The organism is Pontibacter sp. CAU 1760, from assembly GCF_054482735.1.
In genome coordinates this window covers 143,776-162,222 of the sequence record NZ_JBTLRL010000005.1, presented here as the reverse complement: position 1 = coordinate 162,222, position 18,447 = coordinate 143,776, and the positions used below count along the sequence as shown (strand labels likewise).

At 51.6% G+C, this 18,447-nt stretch carries 16 protein-coding genes; 12 read left to right on the top strand and 4 right to left on the bottom strand.

Annotation, left to right across the window (positions count from 1 at the left end; translation table 11 throughout):
* Positions 1–20: 20 nt before the first annotated feature.
* The 7 genes from ACXYMU_RS09075 to ACXYMU_RS09045 all read left to right on the top strand — a co-directional run bounded on the left by ACXYMU_RS09075 (position 21) and on the right by ACXYMU_RS09045 (position 6,750).
* Entirely contained in the window at positions 21–383 is a 363-nt protein-coding gene (locus ACXYMU_RS09075; RefSeq protein ID WP_458986059.1) for a response regulator, read from the top strand.
* 118 nt (positions 384–501) lie between these two features.
* On the top strand, positions 502–2,142 hold the full coding sequence (locus ACXYMU_RS09070; protein WP_458986058.1) for a chemotaxis protein CheA: 1,641 nt from the start codon (positions 502–504) through the stop codon (positions 2,140–2,142).
* A 34-nt stretch (positions 2,143–2,176) separates the two neighbouring features.
* A complete protein-coding gene (locus ACXYMU_RS09065) occupies positions 2,177–2,830 on the top strand; it encodes a chemotaxis protein CheC (RefSeq protein ID WP_458986057.1) in 654 nt (217 codons plus the stop codon).
* A gap of 40 nt (positions 2,831–2,870) precedes the next feature.
* Positions 2,871–3,671, top strand: a complete 801-nt coding sequence (locus ACXYMU_RS09060; protein WP_458986056.1) for a putative phage abortive infection protein — start codon at positions 2,871–2,873, stop codon at positions 3,669–3,671.
* A gap of 156 nt (positions 3,672–3,827) precedes the next feature.
* On the top strand, positions 3,828–5,135 hold the full coding sequence (speE, locus tag ACXYMU_RS09055; protein WP_458986055.1) for a polyamine aminopropyltransferase: 1,308 nt from the start codon (positions 3,828–3,830) through the stop codon (positions 5,133–5,135).
* A 15-nt stretch (positions 5,136–5,150) separates the two neighbouring features.
* Positions 5,151–6,221: an agmatinase family protein gene (locus ACXYMU_RS09050; protein ID WP_458986054.1), complete on the top strand. Its 1,071-nt coding sequence runs from the start codon at positions 5,151–5,153 to the stop codon at positions 6,219–6,221.
* 196 nt (positions 6,222–6,417) lie between these two features.
* The gene (locus tag ACXYMU_RS09045; protein ID WP_458986053.1) at positions 6,418–6,750 is read left to right on the top strand and encodes a phage holin family protein; all 333 of its coding nucleotides are present in this window, start codon (positions 6,418–6,420) and stop codon (positions 6,748–6,750) included.
* A 71-nt stretch (positions 6,751–6,821) separates the two neighbouring features.
* Here ACXYMU_RS09045 and ACXYMU_RS09040 read toward each other — a convergent pair whose 3' ends face one another.
* Positions 6,822–7,157 carry a four-helix bundle copper-binding protein gene (locus ACXYMU_RS09040; RefSeq protein ID WP_458986052.1) on the bottom strand — a complete coding sequence of 112 codons (336 nt, stop codon included), beginning with the start codon at positions 7,155–7,157 and terminating at the stop codon, positions 6,822–6,824.
* Between the two features lie 153 nt (positions 7,158–7,310).
* On the opposite strand from ACXYMU_RS09040, the gene recQ reads away from it, so the two are divergent.
* Complete coding sequence (gene recQ / locus ACXYMU_RS09035; protein ID WP_458986051.1) at positions 7,311–9,449, top strand: DNA helicase RecQ; 2,139 nt, start codon at positions 7,311–7,313, stop codon at positions 9,447–9,449.
* A 30-nt stretch (positions 9,450–9,479) separates the two neighbouring features.
* On the opposite strand, the gene ACXYMU_RS09030 is transcribed toward recQ, so the two are convergent.
* On the bottom strand, positions 9,480–10,991 hold the full coding sequence (locus tag ACXYMU_RS09030; protein WP_458986050.1) for a S8 family serine peptidase: 1,512 nt from the start codon (positions 10,989–10,991) through the stop codon (positions 9,480–9,482).
* Positions 10,992–11,534: 543 nt separating this feature from the next.
* Here ACXYMU_RS09030 and ACXYMU_RS09025 point away from each other — a divergent pair.
* From ACXYMU_RS09025 to ACXYMU_RS09015, 3 genes are all read left to right on the top strand, one after another.
* Positions 11,535–12,302 (top strand): XRE family transcriptional regulator, encoded by a 768-nt coding sequence (locus ACXYMU_RS09025; protein WP_458986049.1) that lies wholly within the window; start codon positions 11,535–11,537, stop codon positions 12,300–12,302.
* A gap of 268 nt (positions 12,303–12,570) precedes the next feature.
* A complete protein-coding gene (locus tag ACXYMU_RS09020) occupies positions 12,571–13,290 on the top strand; it encodes a pirin family protein (protein ID WP_458986048.1) in 720 nt (239 codons plus the stop codon).
* A 76-nt stretch (positions 13,291–13,366) separates the two neighbouring features.
* Positions 13,367–14,146, top strand: a complete 780-nt coding sequence (locus ACXYMU_RS09015; RefSeq protein WP_458986047.1) for a TIGR02757 family protein — start codon at positions 13,367–13,369, stop codon at positions 14,144–14,146.
* Positions 14,147–14,186: 40 nt separating this feature from the next.
* Here the strand turns inward: ACXYMU_RS09015 and ACXYMU_RS09010 are convergent, their stop codons facing one another.
* Both ACXYMU_RS09010 and ACXYMU_RS09005 read right to left on the bottom strand, forming a co-directional pair.
* Positions 14,187–14,879, bottom strand: a complete 693-nt coding sequence (locus ACXYMU_RS09010) for a 2'-5' RNA ligase family protein (protein ID WP_458986046.1) — start codon at positions 14,877–14,879, stop codon at positions 14,187–14,189.
* 471 nt (positions 14,880–15,350) lie between these two features.
* Positions 15,351–15,815 carry a YhcH/YjgK/YiaL family protein gene (locus ACXYMU_RS09005; RefSeq protein WP_458986045.1) on the bottom strand — a complete coding sequence of 155 codons (465 nt, stop codon included), beginning with the start codon at positions 15,813–15,815 and terminating at the stop codon, positions 15,351–15,353.
* A 203-nt stretch (positions 15,816–16,018) separates the two neighbouring features.
* Between ACXYMU_RS09005 and ACXYMU_RS09000 the strand changes: the two genes are divergently transcribed.
* Positions 16,019–18,421 (top strand): endonuclease MutS2, encoded by a 2,403-nt coding sequence (locus ACXYMU_RS09000; RefSeq protein ID WP_458986044.1) that lies wholly within the window; start codon positions 16,019–16,021, stop codon positions 18,419–18,421.
* The last annotated feature ends 26 nt before the right edge of the window (positions 18,422–18,447 follow it).

Here is an 18,447-nt window from a genome sequence, read left to right as displayed (position 1 = left end):
ATATAACTACTTTAGATAATATGAAGCGAATATTAATAGTGGACGATTCTTTCTACATGCGCACCATGTTGAAGAACATGCTGACGGATGCAGGTTACGAAGTAGTAGGAGAGGCCCCGAACGGCCAGACGGCCCTGGAACTTGCCAAAGAGACGAAGCCTGACCTGGTTACCCTCGACGTGATCCTGCCGGACAATACCGGGCTGGATGTGCTGAAAGGCATCAGGGCGGACCAACCGGACATGAAGGTGATCATTGTGAGCGCAGTGGGCCAGGAGGTGATTGTGAACGAAGCGATGGAAGCCGGCGCAAAATCATACATCGTGAAGCCATTCTCGGAGGAGAAAGTGCTGGAGGTGGTCAGCAAGGTACTGGCAGAATAGCCATTTCGGGCCAGGTTTAGCCGAGAAGTAGCGCTAAAGCTACCATAAACACATAGCAAGGGAAGTATAGCAGCACTAGCGGCAGAATACAGCAGGCCAGGGGAACTGGCAGCGCAGCATGAAATCGAGAGAACAGGAGTATAAAGAAATATTCATAGCCGAGGCCCTGGAGTACTTTGATGCACTGAACAGGCATATCAGCACCCTGGAGAAACAGCCCGACGACGAACAGACGCTGGCAGAGGTTTTCCGGCTGCTGCATAACCTGAAGGCGAACTCCAAAGCCATCGGCTACCTCCAAATCTCGGATGTGTCGCACAAACTGGAAACGGCTTTCAGCCTGATCCGCAGCAAGGAACTCAAGTTCAGCGAGGAGGTGGTGACCGTGCTTTTCGACGGCATTGACCTATTGGGGGAGCTGATCCGGGGCGTGGCGCGGGACGAAAACCCCGATGCGGACCCGGTGCTGCTGCGCAACCTCGACCTGATTGTAGAGAGCCTCTCGGACAGCGCCATCGAGCTGACGAAGGTACAGAAGTACAATACTTCCAAGAACCTTGCGCTTTCTGACCTGGTATACATCCGTATCAAGAAGCTGGACCACATCATGAACCTGGTGGGGGAGCTGATGATTGACCGGGACCGCATTATCTCCATTGGAAAAGAAACGGATAACAGCGAGCTGAAAGCCGTTAGCTCGCATCTGTACCGCATTACCGAAGACCTGCAGTACAGCGTGATGGATGCCCGTCTGGTAAGTATAGGCTCGCTCTTCAACAAGTTTCCGCGCATTGTCCGCGATATCGCCGCCGCTGAGAAGAAGATGGTGGACCTGACCCTGACCGGGCAGGATATACAGATAGACCGGAACATCCTGCAGATCATCACTGACTCGCTGCTGCACCTGGTTCGGAACGCCATTACGCACGGCCTGGAGCTGCCGGAGCAGCGGGCAAAGCACGGCAAGTCTAAAACAGGGCACCTGCGTCTGGATGCGCAAAGCGACCGCGACAACGTGCTGATCGAGCTGTCGGATGATGGGAAGGGGATGGACTACAAGCAGATAAGGCGCACCGCCGTCGATCGTAAGCTGGTAACCGCCGAGGCCGCTAAAAACCTGAACGAAGCCGAAACGCTTTCATTCCTGTTTGAGCCCGGCTTCTCAACCGCCAAAGTCGTGACGGAATACTCGGGGCGTGGCGTAGGGCTGGATGTGGTGAAGAATGCCATCGATTCCATTGGGGGGCGCCTGATGGTGAAGTCGGAGAAGAACCAGGGGACCACCTTTACCATGCTGCTGCCTACCTCCATTGCTGTGAAGGGCGCGCTGCTGTTTGAGGTTGACGGGAGCTTTTATGCCATCCCCCTGATCCATACCGACCAGGTGGTGGCGCTGGACAAAGACGAAATACACGAGGTGGGCAATATGATGATTGCCGACCTGAAAGGCGAGAGCGTAACGGTGGTATACCTGCACGAACTTTTAAACGCCGATGAGAATAACATGCGCCTCGGGGATAAAACCCGCCTGAAAGGGCAGGTGCAGAACATTGTAGTGGTGTCTTACAACAACAGAAAGCTGGGCCTGATCGTCGATAAGTTATACCGGCAGCAGGACATCGTGGTAAAGCCGATGAGCAAACCGCTGGACCGGATTGACCTGTATGGCGGCGTAACGCTGCTGGGCTCGGGCAAAGTGTGTCTGGTACTGGATGTGCCGGCCACCACACGCTATTTTATGAACAAAAGGCAAGGTTGAGAGGATGGATGTGAAGCCTATAAACGCGATGAATATGACAACGGAACCTCACATTACGGAGCTGGAGCGGGATATTATCAAAGAGATCCTGAATATTGGGCTAGCCCGTGCTGCCGACTCTTTTGCGGCAATAGCAAAAGACAAGGTGCTGCTGAAAGTGCCGGATATTACCTTGATAGAGGTAAAAGAGCTATTGAACCTGGTAGCCAAGTACGAAGACACGCATGTCATTATCCAGTCTGACATCAAAGGCGACCTGAACGGGGCGACGCTGATGCTTTTCTCCGACGAGCACGTGGTGCGCCTGTCGGAGATTTGCCTGAGCATGCTGGATGTGCAGCGGGGAGAGCTCTCCGTCATGCAGGAGTCGCTGCTGCTCGAGATCAGCAACATCATCACGGGCGCCCTGGTAACGCAGCTGGCCAACATTCTGAAGTCCAATATCTACGGCTCGCCGCCCAAAGCCCCTAAAAGCCACATTGCCGATTCGCTGAAAGGCATCCTAGTGCAGCACCCTCTTTTCCAGCCGCTTGTGTTCACCGTTATCACACGCTTCACGCACAATTCAAAGAGCGTGGAGTTGCCGCTGCTGCTTTTCTTTGACACCAATACTTTACTTAAAATCCTCGAGATCATCCGCTCTTTCGAGTTAGGGAAAAACAATCTGTCGGAGTATGACGTGGAATAGCAGCGATGTTATACGCACATGCTCATAAGCACTTTTTAACTTGAAACTGAGCCGCTACGAACTTACGGGGTATATACTGATTGCTGCCGGCGCAGTGGTGCTGGTATGGGGAGCCGTAAAGTTTGACCTCCTGCACGAGCTATACCTCGACCCGCTTGCCCGAAAAGGAGGCGTGCTGGGGGAGCTCGGGGAGTTTATCGGCGGCATCGTAGGGTCGTTGTGGGCACTGGCGGGGGTGTTCCTGTTCTTTGCCACCCTAACGTACCAGAAGCGTGAATTTGAGCTGCAGCGCCGAGAACTGCACAAGACCCAGAAAATATACCAGCAACAGAACTTCTCCACGCTCTACATCAGCTTCATCGGCAAGCACAACGACATCATCGACTCCCTCACGGCCTACGACATTAACCAAAGCGAGTGGAGCGGCACTAATTTCTTTGTTTTCTTCCAGGAGAAAGTCCTGACCTCTTTTGTGCAGAAAGTGCGCGCCCTGGCCCCGGAAGACAGAACCCCAGAGAATCTGCACAGTATATTCCGGGAGTATTTCACGTACCATTTCTCCTTTTACCAAAGCAGCCTGGCACCGTACCTCAAAAACCTCAGCGTGCTCTTCAAACTCATTCAGCGTTACCGCTCCGAAACAGAGGATGCAGGCGAGTATTATAGCTTCATCACCAAAGCCAGCTTCACGCAGTCCGAGTTATTCCTGATCTACCATGTGGCGCAGTTTGGCCTGATCAAAGAGTTCAGTGCCTTTGACGATGCTTTCGATGTGTTTGAGGATTTGGTGGAGGAGTACAAAGTGACGGCCATTGTGCAGAACGAGCTTCCCCTTCGCTGACATTGCTCTGGGAATAGCCTTTCCAGCCAAGATGATAAATATTAACACATTGCCCCTCAATGCAGTATACTGCTGTAGGCCTGATAAGCTTTTGATTATAGCCGCTTATTTCGTTTTTTTGTATTTTATCTTTTTTATAACCTTTCATACCCATTGATGAACGCTTTAGGTAGACACATTTTAGTTGAGTTTTATGATTGCTCGCCGGAGCTGATGAACGACGTGGTGCATATTGAGAACAGCATGGTTGCCGCGGCTGAAACCGCCGGTGCCACTGTCATCAACAGCACGTTCCACCACTTTTCGCCTTACGGTGTTTCGGGTGTTGTCGTGATACAGGAGAGCCACTTGGCCATCCATACCTGGCCGGAGTACGGCTACGCGGCAGTTGACCTGTTTACCTGCGGCGACTCGGTTGACCCATGGGTATCCTACAATTATCTGAAAGAGGCCTTCGAGGCCGGGCACGGTTCTTCGATGGAGCTTCGCCGCGGCCAACTGAGCTTGCTCAAGCGAAATGACTTTAACCTGGAGTCGCTGCGTGACGTCTCGCCGAAGCCAGAGGAGGAACTGGGGACCATTACCCGCGATGTGTGGTTCACGGAGCGCGATGAGAACATCGCTCTGTCGCTGAAGCACAGCGGCGACCAGCTCTATAAAAAGGATTCGCCGTACCAGCGTGTGGAAGTGTTCGAAACGCTGGCTTATGGCAACATGCTCACGCTGGACGGGATGGTGATGTGCACGCAGAAAGACGAGTATGTGTACCACGAAATGATCACCCACGTGCCGATGTTCAGCCATACCAAAGCAAAGCGTGCACTGGTAATTGGCGGCGGAGACGGCGGTACCGTACGCGAACTGTTGCGGCATGAGCAACTGGAGGAAGTAACGCTGGTGGAAATCGACGAACTAGTGATTGAGGCCTGCAAACTGCACCTGCCTGAAACGGCGGTGGCCTTCGGCAATCCGCGTCTGAACCTGCTGGTAGACGATGGCATCAAGTACATCAACGACTGCGAGGACGGCCGTTACGACCTCATCATTATCGATTCGGCTGACCCGGTTGGACCGGGCGAAGGCCTGTTCACGGCCGAGTTCTACAGCCAGGTGCATCGTTGCCTGACGTCGGATGGTGTGATGATCACCCAGTCGGAGTCGCCGCGCTTTAACAGCGGGGTGTTTGTGGAGATTTACGATACCTACAAGAAAATATTCGGGCAGGATAACGTGCATTGCTACCTGGCAGGTATCCCGACGTACCCAACAGGCACCTGGAGCTTCTCTTACTCTTCGAAGGGCGATTCGCATCCGCTAAAGTTTGACCACGAGGCGGCAGCACAGTTCTCGAAAGCCCAGGGCCTGAAATACTATAACGAAGAAATCCATACGGCTGCGTTCGCGCTGCCTAACTTCGTGAAAGAGCTGCTGGCAAGCGGAGAATACCCATCTACCAACGCTTAGTTGCCACACCAAACCATGAATAGCAAAGAGCAAAAGATAGCTAATTTCGACCCAAACGGTGTCGGAGATGTGAGCGGCGGCCTTTTCGGGCTTCCTTTCACCATCGAAGAATCAGAGGTTGTGATCATCCCGGCTCCCTGGGAAGTAACCGTATCCTATAGTGCGGGAACCGCACAAGGCCCGCAGGCAGTAAAGGAAGCTTCGCCACAACTCGACCTGTACGAGCCCCAGATAAAGGATGCCTGGAAACTGGGCATTGCCATGGAGGAGATCTCAGAGGAGTGGGCTGCTACCAGCGATGTGCTGCGCACCAAAGCGGAGTCCTATATCACCTGGCTGGAAGCCGGAAGCCCGGAGGAAGGCAAGGAGGAGTTTGAGAATCTACCTGCTGAGGTGACTGAGAAAGGCCAGGAGTTCCTGCAGTGGCTCAAGCAGAAGGCATTGAAATACCTGGAGCAGGGTAAATTGGTGGCTGTACTTGGCGGTGACCATAGCACCCCGCTGGGCCTGATGCATGCCCTGGCCGAGAAGCACGAGGAATATGGCATTCTGCAAGTGGATGCCCATGCTGATCTGCGGGAGGCCTATGAAGGCTTCGAGTTTTCGCATGCGTCCATCATGTATAACGCCCTGAAGCTGCCGCAAGTTAAAAAGCTGGTGCAGGTGGGTATACGTGACATTTGCCAGGCAGAGGCCGAGTTGGCCGAGCAGTCGAATGGCCGCGTGACCATCTTTTACGATGCTGTGCTGAAGGAAAACATGTACGGCGGCGACAGCTGGAAGAAGGAGTGCAAGAAAATAATTGCGCAGCTGCCGCAAAAGGTATACATCAGTTTTGATATCGACGGGCTTGACCCGAAACTTTGCCCAGCCACGGGCACGCCGGTACCGGGCGGGCTGGAGTTTGAGCAGGCCATCTTCCTGGTGAAGCAGTTGGTAAAATCAGGCCGTGAGATAATTGGTTTCGACTTATGCGAAGTGGCCCCAGGCGACAGTGAGTGGAACGGCAACGTTGGTGCCCGCGTACTGCTGAAGCTTTGCAACCTGATGGCTGTATCGCAGAAAAAACTGGAAGCGCAGTTCTAATTTGGCAGAGCGGTTCTGAACTGTAAAACTCTCCCCACAGCAAGTAACTGCTGCGGGGAGAGTTTTTGTTTTATACCCTATAGGCTGATAGGGCGACAAGTATTAGAAAAAACCTATCTTTATACCGGAAGCGCACGTATGCTTAGCCAAAGACATAGAACATAATAACCTACATCAAAAAAGAAACTATAGATTTATGGGATTCATTTTAAAACTACTCCTGACGGGCGTGGCTGCCATGTTATCGGCTTACATTTTACCTGGTGTTGACATTGACGGATTTATGACGGCTGTTATCCTGGCAGTGGTACTGGCGGTGTTGAATGCAGTGGTGCGCCCTGTGCTCATTTTCCTGACCATCCCGGTAACGATCCTGACGCTGGGCCTATTTCTGCTAGTCATTAACGCCCTGATCATCCTGCTGGCCGATTCGCTGATTGCCGGGTTCGATACCAGTGGCTTTTTCACGGCATTGCTTTTCAGTCTCGTGCTCTCGGCCATCACAGCTATTCTGGATATGATCTTCTAACAGGCTTCATACATAAAAAGAAAGAGCCGGCTATACGCATAGTCGGCTCTTTCTTTTTATGTATGCTAAGCTTATTTCTTGGCCATCCACTCTTCGCAGGCATCGGCGCACTCTTTGCAGGCGTCTGCACATTTCTGGCAGTGGTCGGCCTCGTGCTGGCGACACTCTTTTTCACAGATGCGGCAAATCTCAATGCACTCGCGCATGACATGCTTGGCGTGTTCTGAGTTACGGGCCACGAAGCGGGCCGTGATGGTGCAGATGTCGGCGCAGTCGCGGTCAATCATAATGCAACGGGCCATCATTTTTACATCGTCTTCCTGCAGGCACAGCGTGGCACAGGTCTCGCAGGCGGTGATGCATTTGATCAGGACGTGCTCTAAACTATTGGTGATTTCAGATTTCATAGCTTGTGTTTTAAAGTTTTATCAGATGCTTTAAGGATACGCAAGCAGTAAAGCAGGGTTATTGCAGTGGGCGGCATACCTGCAGAAGCAGAAAATTATGGTTAACTTTGAGAGGAGAGAAAGAGCAGCCAGGCGGTTGCAGAAGAACAAGACATGGCAACGATACGAGAAGCGAGGGAAGCCCTGAAATTATATTTTGGATACGAACAGTTCCGGCCGATGCAGGAACAGATCATCAGCGGGCTGCTGGACCAGAAGGATGTAGTGGTGCTGATGCCAACGGGGGGCGGAAAGTCGGTCTGTTACCAGGTGCCCGCAATCGTGATGCCGGGGCTCTGCGTGGTGATTTCACCCCTGATTGCCCTGATGAAGGACCAGGTGGAGGCGCTGCTGGCTAACGGCATCCCTGCGGCCTACATCAATAGTTCGCAAAGCGCCGAGCAGCAGTATGCCATCGAGAACCAGTGCCTTTCCGGGCAACTGAAGTTATTATATGTCTCCCCTGAGAAGCTATTGTCTTCCGGTTTTCTTTCTTTTCTGAGCAGGTTGCAGGTATCCTTGTTCGCCGTAGACGAGGCGCACTGCATCTCGGCCTGGGGCCACGATTTCCGGCCGGAGTATACCCAACTCAAAGCGCTTAAGCAGCAGTTTCCGCATATTCCGGTGGCGGCGCTCACGGCCACTGCCGACAGGCTCACACAAAAAGACATTCAGGAGCAGTTATACCTCCAAAATCCCGAAGTGTTCGTTGCTTCTTTCGACAGGCCCAACATCAACCTGACGGTGAAGCCCGGCAAAGACAGGTTCAACAAGATCACCGAGTTCATCAGCAAAAGGCACCGGCAGCCGGGCATCATTTACTGCCTCAGCCGCAAAGCCACCGAATCGCTCTCCAATAAGCTGAAGCAAAGCGGTTACAACGCTACTTTTTACCATGCGGGTATGGCCGCCCCCCAACGCGCGCGGGCCCAAGAGGCGTTTCTGAAAGACGATGTGCAGATCGTCTGTGCCACCGTGGCCTTTGGTATGGGGATAGATAAGTCGAATGTGCGCTGGGTGATTCATTACAACCTGCCCAAAAACATTGAAGGCTATTACCAGGAGATAGGTCGCGCGGGCCGTGATGGGGCGCAATCGGATGCCTTGCTTTTTTACTCCTTTGCCGATGTGATGAACATGCGCAACATGCTGCAGGACAACGAAACAGATAAAAAGCAGACGGAACTGCAACTGGTGAAACTGGAGCGCATGCAGCAGTTTGCCGAGGCCGCCGCCTGCCGCCGCCGGATCCTGTTGCAGTATTTCGGCGAGACCATGCCGAAAGACTGCGGGAACTGCGATATCTGCCGAAACCCACCCACTACCTTTGATGGGACGCTGCTTGTGCAAAAGGCGCTTTCCGCTATCGCCCGGACCCAGGAGCGTGCGAACATGGGCCTGCTGGTGGACGTACTGCGCGGAGCCCGGAACAGCCACGTGCTGCAGTCCGGTTTCGATAAAATAAAAACCTATGGGGCCGGGCGCGACATCAACACCCTGGACTGGCACCGCTACCTGCACCAGATGCTGAACAGCGGGCTGGTGGAAATGGCCTATGACCAGGGCTATACGCTAAAGCTGACAGAGCAGAGCCGCGAGGTGCTGTTTGATGGGAAGCGTGTGCAACTGGTGAAGTTTGATGAAGTGAAGCAGCCAGAAGAGGCCACCGTGCGGGCAAGGCCGAAGCGCGAGCTCATCAAAGACGCCTTGTTTGAACGCCTCCGCGGTCTGCGCAAACGCCTGGCAGACGAAATGGGTGTTCCGCCATACGTGGTCTTTACAGATAGTACCCTGCAGGAGATGGCCGCCGAAAAGCCAGCCAACCGCATCGCGATGCTGGCTATCTCTGGTGTAGGGGCCCAGAAGTTCGACCGTTTCGGCGAAGCTTTTATCACTGAGATCGTCGACTTTATTAATGATGAGCAGGCCAAGGGCAATAAGATGAAAGGCGCCACCCACTTGGCTACCCTCGAGTTGCTACAGCAGGGATATGGCGTAGACCAGATAGCCAAGCAACGGAGCCTGAACCCTGTCACCGTATACTCGCACCTGGCCACGCTATATGAGCAGGGGTATCCTGTGGACCTGTATAAATTCGTGAGCAAGGCCGAGTATAAGGTAATCGCGGTGGCCATCGCCAGGCATGGCACGGAGGCAAAACTGAAAGACCTGTTTGAGGCACTGAAAGAGCAGTACGAATACTACAAAATTAGGCTCTCGGTGTCCATTTATAAAAAGGAAAACACCTGGTAATCAAATCAGTTAGGTGTAAACACAAAGTGCTTATTGCACGGCTTCTACTGAAGCAATAATGTCGATGTTTGCGTCTTTGTCGCCGGTGATGTAGCCCTGAGAGTAGACCGTGCCGCGCAGCAACAGAACACCGGCTACGTGTGGCGAGGCCATGGAGGTGCCATTGCCACCAGACATAAAGCTGCCGTTCTTAGTGGTCATGGTTACGTTTACGCCGGGCGCCGCGCAATCCACAGACAAACCATAGTTAGAGCGTTCCCAGAGCACATTCGCATTGTCAATTGCCGAAACGGTATAGATGCCCTTGCCGTTAGCACGGGCAGGAGAGGTTTCGCTGCAGTCTGTCCCACTGTTGCCAGCCGCTATGGCGAACAAAATCCCTTTCTCCGCTGCAGCAATCACAGCATTATCGAGGGTGGGAGAGGCACCGCCGCCCAGGCTAAGGTTCACTACATCGCCCGGCTTTCCGTACTGGGCCACGTGGTTAACTGCCGAAAGCGCTCTTGACATTGTTCCGGTACCGGTATCGTCGAAAATACGCAGTGCTACGATAGTTGCGTTGGAAGCAACGCCCAGCATACCTGAACCATTGTTTTTGGCGGCAATGATACCGGCTACGTTGGTGCCATGCCCGAAAACATCCTCTATAGAGGGTAGCAGGTAAATAAAGGAGACGCTTCTGGTTAGGTCGATGTTCAGGTCCGGGTGATCAGTATCGATGCCCGAGTCGATAACCCAAACAGTTTTGCCAGTGCCGTCTCCGTAGCCTGTCTTGGCAATGTTCCAGGGCAGTGTTTCGCCCGGTAGAGGCGTAACGCGGGTATAGGATGGAGCGGTTGTTTCAGTCGGCACTGGTTCTGTAGGGGCAACAGGCTCAGTAGGCGCTGGCTCTGTTGTAGCCGGTGCGGTTGGCGCCGGTTCAGAGGGAGCCGGTTCTGTGGCTATTGGTTCTGTAGGCGTGGGTTCTGCAGGTGCCGGAGCTGGTTCCGTGGAAGGCGCAGTAGGCAATTGTTTGCCCTTGCCGTTTCCAGTGCCCTTCTCTGTGCTGTTGTTGCCTTTTGTGTTAGTGGTTTTGTCGGGATTGCTACCGCCTTTGGTAGTAAATACCTTGGTAACGGAGCCTAGCGAAATATATCTGTCCTGTTCGATATAGGCAACTTCCGGGCTATTGCGCAAGGCGGCTAGCTGCTCCGGCGTAAGTTTTGCCGCAAATCCGTTTACTACCCCGTCGTATACCTGGCTAACAAGGGAGGCCTCCAAGTTAACAGCCTTGTACAGGTCCTGGCGGATTTTAACAGCCTCTGTTTTAGTAGCACTGAAGGACCGGTGGCCGGTATTACTGCTAGTTTGCGTGTTACCGGGTTTCAGGACTACGATGTACTGGCCCTGAATTAACTGACCGGCTGCCGTGTTGTCTGCCGCAGCATGAGAGGCAGATAATTCTTGCAGCAAATCCTCTTTCTCACAACCCGATGAAAAGGCAACCACAGATGCCAGAACCGCACAGGAGATGGTTCTTTTAAGTTTGCTTGATGAAAGCATAATGCGTAATAATATAAGGGTGTATGTTTTAAAAATCTTCGGTCTTTAGCAGTTCAGCTCAGAGGCTATGGCACGTACTTACCCGGATGCCCTACCGCGAGGGGTTAGCAAAAGAGTTTAGGCTGTAGCCTTTTATAGAACTGGTAGTTATATGCGCTTATCAAGATAAAAGAAAAATACTTTTACCGATAGGATTATGTGGGGCAATAGATACAAATTAAAATATTGCGTTTAATTGTACCTATCCAATAGGTTTTACATATCAGAATGTAAATATAGACTCTTTTCCAGTTGATAAGCAAATAAAAAGCTAGTGTAGTTACAGTATAATATTGTATTAAATCAATAATTTTAAAGGGTGTGAGTATAATGAAATATTTTTGCTTTAATAATTCAATCCTATTAGAATTGCTTTTAGCAAAAACTACTAATTAAATTAGCATATCAAAAATAATTTTAGTATTTTTACCAGCGGTGGTGAAGTAGCCACACATGAATTCATAAACCATAGCTTTGGCTGATATGCAAATGGTGACATCAAACATGAGACATCTGCGAAAAAGCGCGGGGTATACCCAGGCGCAACTGGCAGAGAAGTTAGATATAAAGCGCTCGCTGGTGGGCGCTTACGAAGAGGGGAGGGCAGAACCTAAGCTAAGCACATTGATCAATGTGGCCCGGCTTTTTGATGTATCGCTCGACCAGTTGATTGCGAATGACCTGTCCAAGGATGGGGTTTTAACCGCGAATTCGTCTGGAACCGCTAAGACAACGGGGGGCAACATGCGGGTGCTGGCTATAACTGTAAACGAAGAGGAGAAAGAGAACATTGAGCTGGTTCCGTACAAGGCCAGCGCAGGTTACCTGAACGGTTACGCCGACCCTGAGTTTATGGAGGAACTGCCGCGCTTCCGGTTACCAATGCTGGGTGTAGGCGGCACGTACCGCGCATTCGAGATCAGCGGAGACTCTATGTTACCGATTGCCTCTGGCACTGTGATCGTGGGCCGATACGTAGAAGACTGGAATCAGCTCAAAGACGGTACACCCTGTATTATCGTGAGCCAGAAAGAAGGTGTGGTTTTCAAGCGGGTATTCAACAAGATCAAAGACACGGCTGTTCTGCACCTGCATTCTGACAACCCGGTTTACTCGCCTTACGAGGTACACGTGGAGGATGTGGTGGAGATTTGGGAAGCCAAATCATACATCAGCTCTACTTTCCCGATCGCAGACCTTTCGCTGAACAAGCTTTCTTCGATTGTGCTGGACCTGCAAAAAGAAGTGCAGAAATTAAAGAAGGTGGATTAATTCTCTTTCTCTAATTTGTGCTTTTTTGAAGCACGATTTTTTTTTGAGTAATGCATTTAATGCTATCCCTTGATTGAGATAGCAATTTAGAGAGCACAGGCAAGCCTTGCAGGGACATTAAGCGCCCTTGCAAGGCTTTTTTGCGTGTTAACTCCCATGATTACGGCTTTTGCTAACAACTGAAAGCAATATGCGTAAAGCCATATGGATGCCGCAGGCCGCCATATTTCAACATGCTATAAACAACATCACACAGATAACACGCCATATGATAAAACTAATAACCGCCGCCGAGCGCCACCGTGCCGAAGTAGGAGACTGGTTGCAGTCGCACTACCTTTTCTCGTTTGCCGATTATTATGACCCCAACAATACACAGTTCGGACCGTTGCGTGTGTTTAACCATGATGTTGTGAAGCCCCACTCAGGTTTTCCTTCCCATCCGCATGCCGAGATGGAAGTAATCCAGGTGGTAACGCAGGGGGAGTTGTTGCACAAGGATGACCTGGGCAACGAGGTAACCCTGAAGGCAGGCGGAGTACAGCGCATAACCGCTGGCACCGGAATAAATGTTTCCGAATCGAATAGCTCCGACAACCCGCTGCAGCTTTTTCAGTTGTGGTTTTTGCCCAACAAGCGTGGCCTGGCACCATCTTATGAGCACATGGACCTGGAGTTCCTGGATAAGAAAAACGAGCTGGTGCCCCTGGCCACAGGCCAGAAGGTGCTGGAAAATGTGGTATACCTCAACTCTAATTCATCGGTATACTACGGCAGCTTATCGCAGGGCGAGGACATCGACTTTAAAACGTTTAAACTGCGCAAGATTTTGGTTTACGTGTTGGAAGGTAGCCTGCTGGTTAATAACATGGAAGTTGATACCTATGACCAGGTACGGCTCGAGGATCAAACGGTGGTCAGCCTGCATGGCACAGGCACAGCCAGATTCCTGTTGGTAGATGTCCCTGCTACCGAAGTAAACTATTAGGTAAGGGATATAGCCGAAATCACTACATTTGTCGACTAACTCTTACAGCAGCTTGTGTTAACAAGTTGCTTTTTTTATGCCGAAGAATAATATACATCAGATAAAAGCCCTGCTCGATGATCGGGTGGAGAAGTATAACCAACCGGACTTTATACCCAACGACCCGGTTTCCATACCCCATCGGTTTACGAAAAAGCAGGACATTGAGATCAGTGGCTTCTTAGCCGCCATCCTGGCCTGGGGGCAGCGGAAGACCATCATCAACAATTGCCTGAAGCTGATGGACCTGATGGATAACGCACCGCATGATTTTATACTGAACCACCAGGACCAGGACCTGCCTCGCTTTCTTGGTTTCAAGCACCGTACCTTCAACGACACTGACCTGCTGTACCTGCTGCATTTTTTTCAGCAATACTATCAGCAGCATGACTCACTGGAAACCGCCTTTGTAGGGGAGAATAACCAGCTTAGTTCGCAGAAAGAGCGATTGATGCACTTTCATAACCTGGCATTCAGCCTGGAGGATGCTCCCCAGCGAACGCGCAAGCATATTGCCACGCCGGCCCGAAAGTCGGCGTGTAAGCGGCTGAACATGTACTTGCGCTGGATGGTGCGGAAGGACCGGCAGGGTGTGGACTTTGGGGTTTGGGACACCATGCCCATGAGTGACCTGATTTGCCCTTGCGATGTGCATGTCGAGCGGGTAGCCCGCCGCCTCGGCCTGATCACGCGCAAGAACATGGACTGGGAAACCGCCGAAGAACTAACCGCCCATCTCCGCACTTTCGACCCGGCTGACCCTGTGAAATACGACTATGCGCTTTTTGGGCTAGGCATTGAGGAAAAGTTCTGATGCCTTTTTAATGGCAAAGGCAGCGGAACTCCGGATAGTTTCAAAGTTTGAAGGTATGCAGGTTCTTGACTAATTCGGCCCGTTGGTACCAATCGTTGTACACTAGCTCGAGCGCGTCAACCTCAAAGGTACCGAAATCGTGGGTGCGCCAATCCTCCAATAGCTGCAGGAACTGTACTGGATGCCTGAACTCATTTTGAAACCGGACGACCGTGGCGTGCGCCGTTTGGATGGTATAGCGCTTGTCGATGCTCTGTTGCAAGGTGGAACTTCTGAAATTCGTGCGCAGGCTGTACCGGATAGCATCCAACGCACTGTTTTCTAAAAACCCCTGCACCATCACACTGGAATCGGAAGCGGTTATACCCCTGAAATGAATTTTGAATTTCCTATAGGTATGTATGCTTTGGTTAACCAGCGCCACATAATCCGGAACCGATATCTGATTTAAAACGAAGCCCTCGTAATTCGATATGATGGACATGACAGTGATGTGGATATCGGAATCAGGATAATAATACTGAACGGGTTCAATCGCTTTTAACTCGTTTAGAAAAAGCTGTATCCTGTTTTTGACCTCCTGGCTGGGGCGGGCCACCAAGGTAATGCCACGTCGTTTGTCGTGCGGTGAACGTATCTGCGTATCCAGTTGGTACCTACCGGCAGCAATTTTTTGCACTGCAGCTTGATACAGCGCATCGTAGTGCGTAACTAGGTTAAAAGAGGGATCCAATTTCTTTCAGCTTATAAATATGGCCGGGCTAAAGCACCCCTTACTGCTTTAGGTCTATACCCTCTCCAGTTTCAGTATGCTTACGAGCCGCTTCCAAAATTTCCTTTACCGCCATGTTTTTATCAAAGGAAAACAAATAGCAAGGCTAACTTTAATTCAGCAACTAATCGACCTCATACTTCCTTAAGCCATGTGATTCGGTATAAACCATACGTGCTGCTCGTCATTATGCCTGGCTATAGCGCGATTTTGCTCCACGATATTTTGTTCTTTACAGACCCCAACTTCTCTGCCTGGCATCCAATGCACCTAAGCACAACTTGGGGCATCACGCAGCTACTCTTAGCAACACTTGCTAGGTAGATTGTATCTGCCCAGTAGCAATAGGGGAAGAAAAGTTAGGAGAGGCCTGGAAACCACTTCTAACGTTTGGGTCATAAACAGACGCTAACTATCAGGAACTGCAGCGTACTACCGTGCCCCCGTGGGCTCAACGGCAATCTTCAGGACCACCTTACGCACGTGTTCCTCGGTTGCCATAGCGGCGTGTGCATCGTATGGGTAGAAAATAGTGAAATAACCTGCGGGCACATCAAACCAGCTGCTGGTTTTGTCAGGGAAAAAGGCGGCATCACGCTCCGAGGTATAAGGCTCGCTCGGGTCAGCGCACAAAGCCAGGGGCTTCCAGCCCATATGGTCCGTCCCCGCAATCACAAACTGTATGTCAATGTATTGCTGGTGCACCTCTAACTTGGCAGCTGCCTCAGTTGAGCCTGTGCCTTCCGCTATTATCGCGAACAGGTCCTTGCCCAGTATGGTATGTTGGCCTGTGGGTAAGACCATCAGGTCTGTTTCCTGCAGAAAACGGAAGGCCTGGTCGAACAGGGGGTGCAGGGCGGTGTAGCGTTCTGCGTGCTTTAAACTATCTAAAACCATTTACTTATTTCTTGATTTAACATTTGACCTGATGTATCGGGGTTTGGCTATTACTGCTCTCAGTTACCGCTTATGTTTGCAAGCGATGGCTCCCGCGTAACGGCTGCAGGGGTATAAACGGTAGGGCAGGACAAATAGAACAAAACACCGCACGAAACTTGTTATAGGAATTGCTAATTTTGAAGTAAATTAAAACATAACAATTGATCTACCCAGAGAATTTTGAGATAAAAATTGGGTTTGCACAAGTACGCGAAATGCTGTCGGAGCTTTGCCTGAGCCCGCTCGGCCGCCAGTTTGTAAACCGCATGGCTTTCCTGAACCGCCAAGATCTGGTGCAGCGACTGCTTGAACAGACAAATGAATTTAAACAATTGCTGGAGTCGGACGCTGAGATTCCGCTGCAGCATTATTTTGATGTAACCGCTTACCTGGACCGGGCGGCTATACAGGGCACTTACCTGGACGTGCAGCACTTTTTTGAGATCAAGATGTCGTTGCGCACCATCCGTGACTCGCTGCGGTTTATCTCTTCGGCAGAAGAAGGGCAATACGAGAACCTAAAGGCGCTTGGCACCAACGTGCTGGTGGAACGATCCCTGATTGCGGCCCTGGATAAGGTGGTAGACGACAGTGGCGCTGTGCGCGACGATGCCACGCCAGAACTGCAGCGCCTGAAGCGTGACCTTATTTCGCAGCAAGGCATCCTGCGCAAGCAAATCCAATCCATCATCAAGCACGCTAAAAACGAAGGATGGACACCTGCCGACGCAGAGCCAACCATCCGGGGTGGCCGCTTGGTTATACCTGTCCTGGCAGAGTATAAGCGCCGTGTAAAGGGCCTCATCCACGACGAGTCCAGCACGGGCCAGACGGTATACATCGAGCCGGAGTCTATCTTCGGCCTCAATAACGACATCAAAGACCTGTCGAACGCATACCACCGCGAGCTGATCCGCATCCTGGTGGGGCTGACCAATACCTTGCGCAACCATATACCGGAACTCCGCAAGGCTTACCAGTACCTTGGTCTGCTCGACTTCATCAGGGCGAAGGCAGCTTTTGCCCGGCGCATCGAGGCTAACATACCGCAGCAATTGCACAAGTATCCGCACATCAAGTGGTTGCAGGTCATGCATCCGCTGCTGTTTTTGGCGCACAGGCAGTTGGGCAAACCAACAGTGCCGATGGATCTGGAGCTGACGCAGGAGCAACGTATCCTGCTCATTTCGGGGCCGAACGCTGGCGGTAAATCAGTAAGCCTGAAAACGGTGGGGCTGGTGCAGTACATGCTTCAGTGTGGTATGCTGATTCCGGCGGCCGATAATTCAGAGGCCGGTATCTTCCACGATATCTTCATCGATATTGGGGATGAGCAGTCAATCGAAAACGACCTGAGTACCTATAGCTCGCACCTGACTAACATGAAGAAGTTTGTGACGGTGGCAGACAAAAAGAGCCTGGTGCTGATCGATGAGTTTGGCACGGGCACGGAACCTGTATTAGGGGGCGCCATTGCCGAAGCAGTACTCCAAAACCTGAACGATAGCAAAGTTTTCGGGGTGATTACCACGCACTATACCAACCTGAAGAACTTTGCGGAGCGCAACTCGGGTGTGGTGAACGGCGCCATGCGCTACGATCATAAAAACCTGCAGCCACTCTACCAGCTGGAGATTGGCAAACCCGGTTCTTCGTTCGCGATTGAGATTGCCCGTAAAATTGGTTTGCCCAAGCAAATTGTCGACAAGGCCAGCAGTTTGGTCGGCAAGGATAAAATTCGGTATGACCGCCTGCTCGAGGAACTAGAAACTGAAAAGCAGGAGTTGGAGAAAAAGCTGCGTGAGGCAACCAAGCTGGAGGAAAAGCTGAAGCGCAACGTCAAAGACTATCAGAACCTGAAGGATTTTCTGGAGGACAGCAAACAGGACATCATGCGGGAGGCGAAGGGCAAGGCCAAGCTGTTGCTGAAAGACGCGAACCAGAAAATTGAGTCCACGATACAGCAGATTAAGCAAAGCCAGGCTGAGAAGGAGCAGACCAAGCACGCCCGGCAGGAACTGGAGACATTCGCCGCCGAGGTACGCAAGGAAGCGCCGCGCCCGGCACACAAGCGCGTTGCCAGTGGGGCCATCAAACCTGGCGACAATGTTGCGTTGATTGGGCAGGACTCTATAGGGCAGCTTGTCAGCATTAAAGGCAAAACGGCAGAAGTGCTTTTCGGGGGGCTGAAGACTATCGCGAAGGTCAACAACTTGGAGCGCGTGGAAGGCCAGGTGTCTACGAAGCCAAAAAAATCGAAGGTCGGGGACAGCGGCGAAAGCTATAGCCGGGGCATGAACATGACCCAGCGTATGGCAGACTTCACCGCTACCCTGGATATTAGGGGAGAGTATGCCGAAAACGCCCTGACCAAGGTCATGAACTTCACGGATGAAGCCGTTATGCTGGGTATGCCGGAAATCAAAATCATACATGGCCGCGGCAACGGAGTGTTACGGCAAGTGGTGCGCGATTACCTTTACTCTGTGGCGGAAGTGGCCAGTGTGGGCAACGAGGTAACGGAGCGGGGAGGAGATGGCGCGACCGTAGCCGTATTAAAGTAGATATGCTGATGTACTGGCAAAAAAAA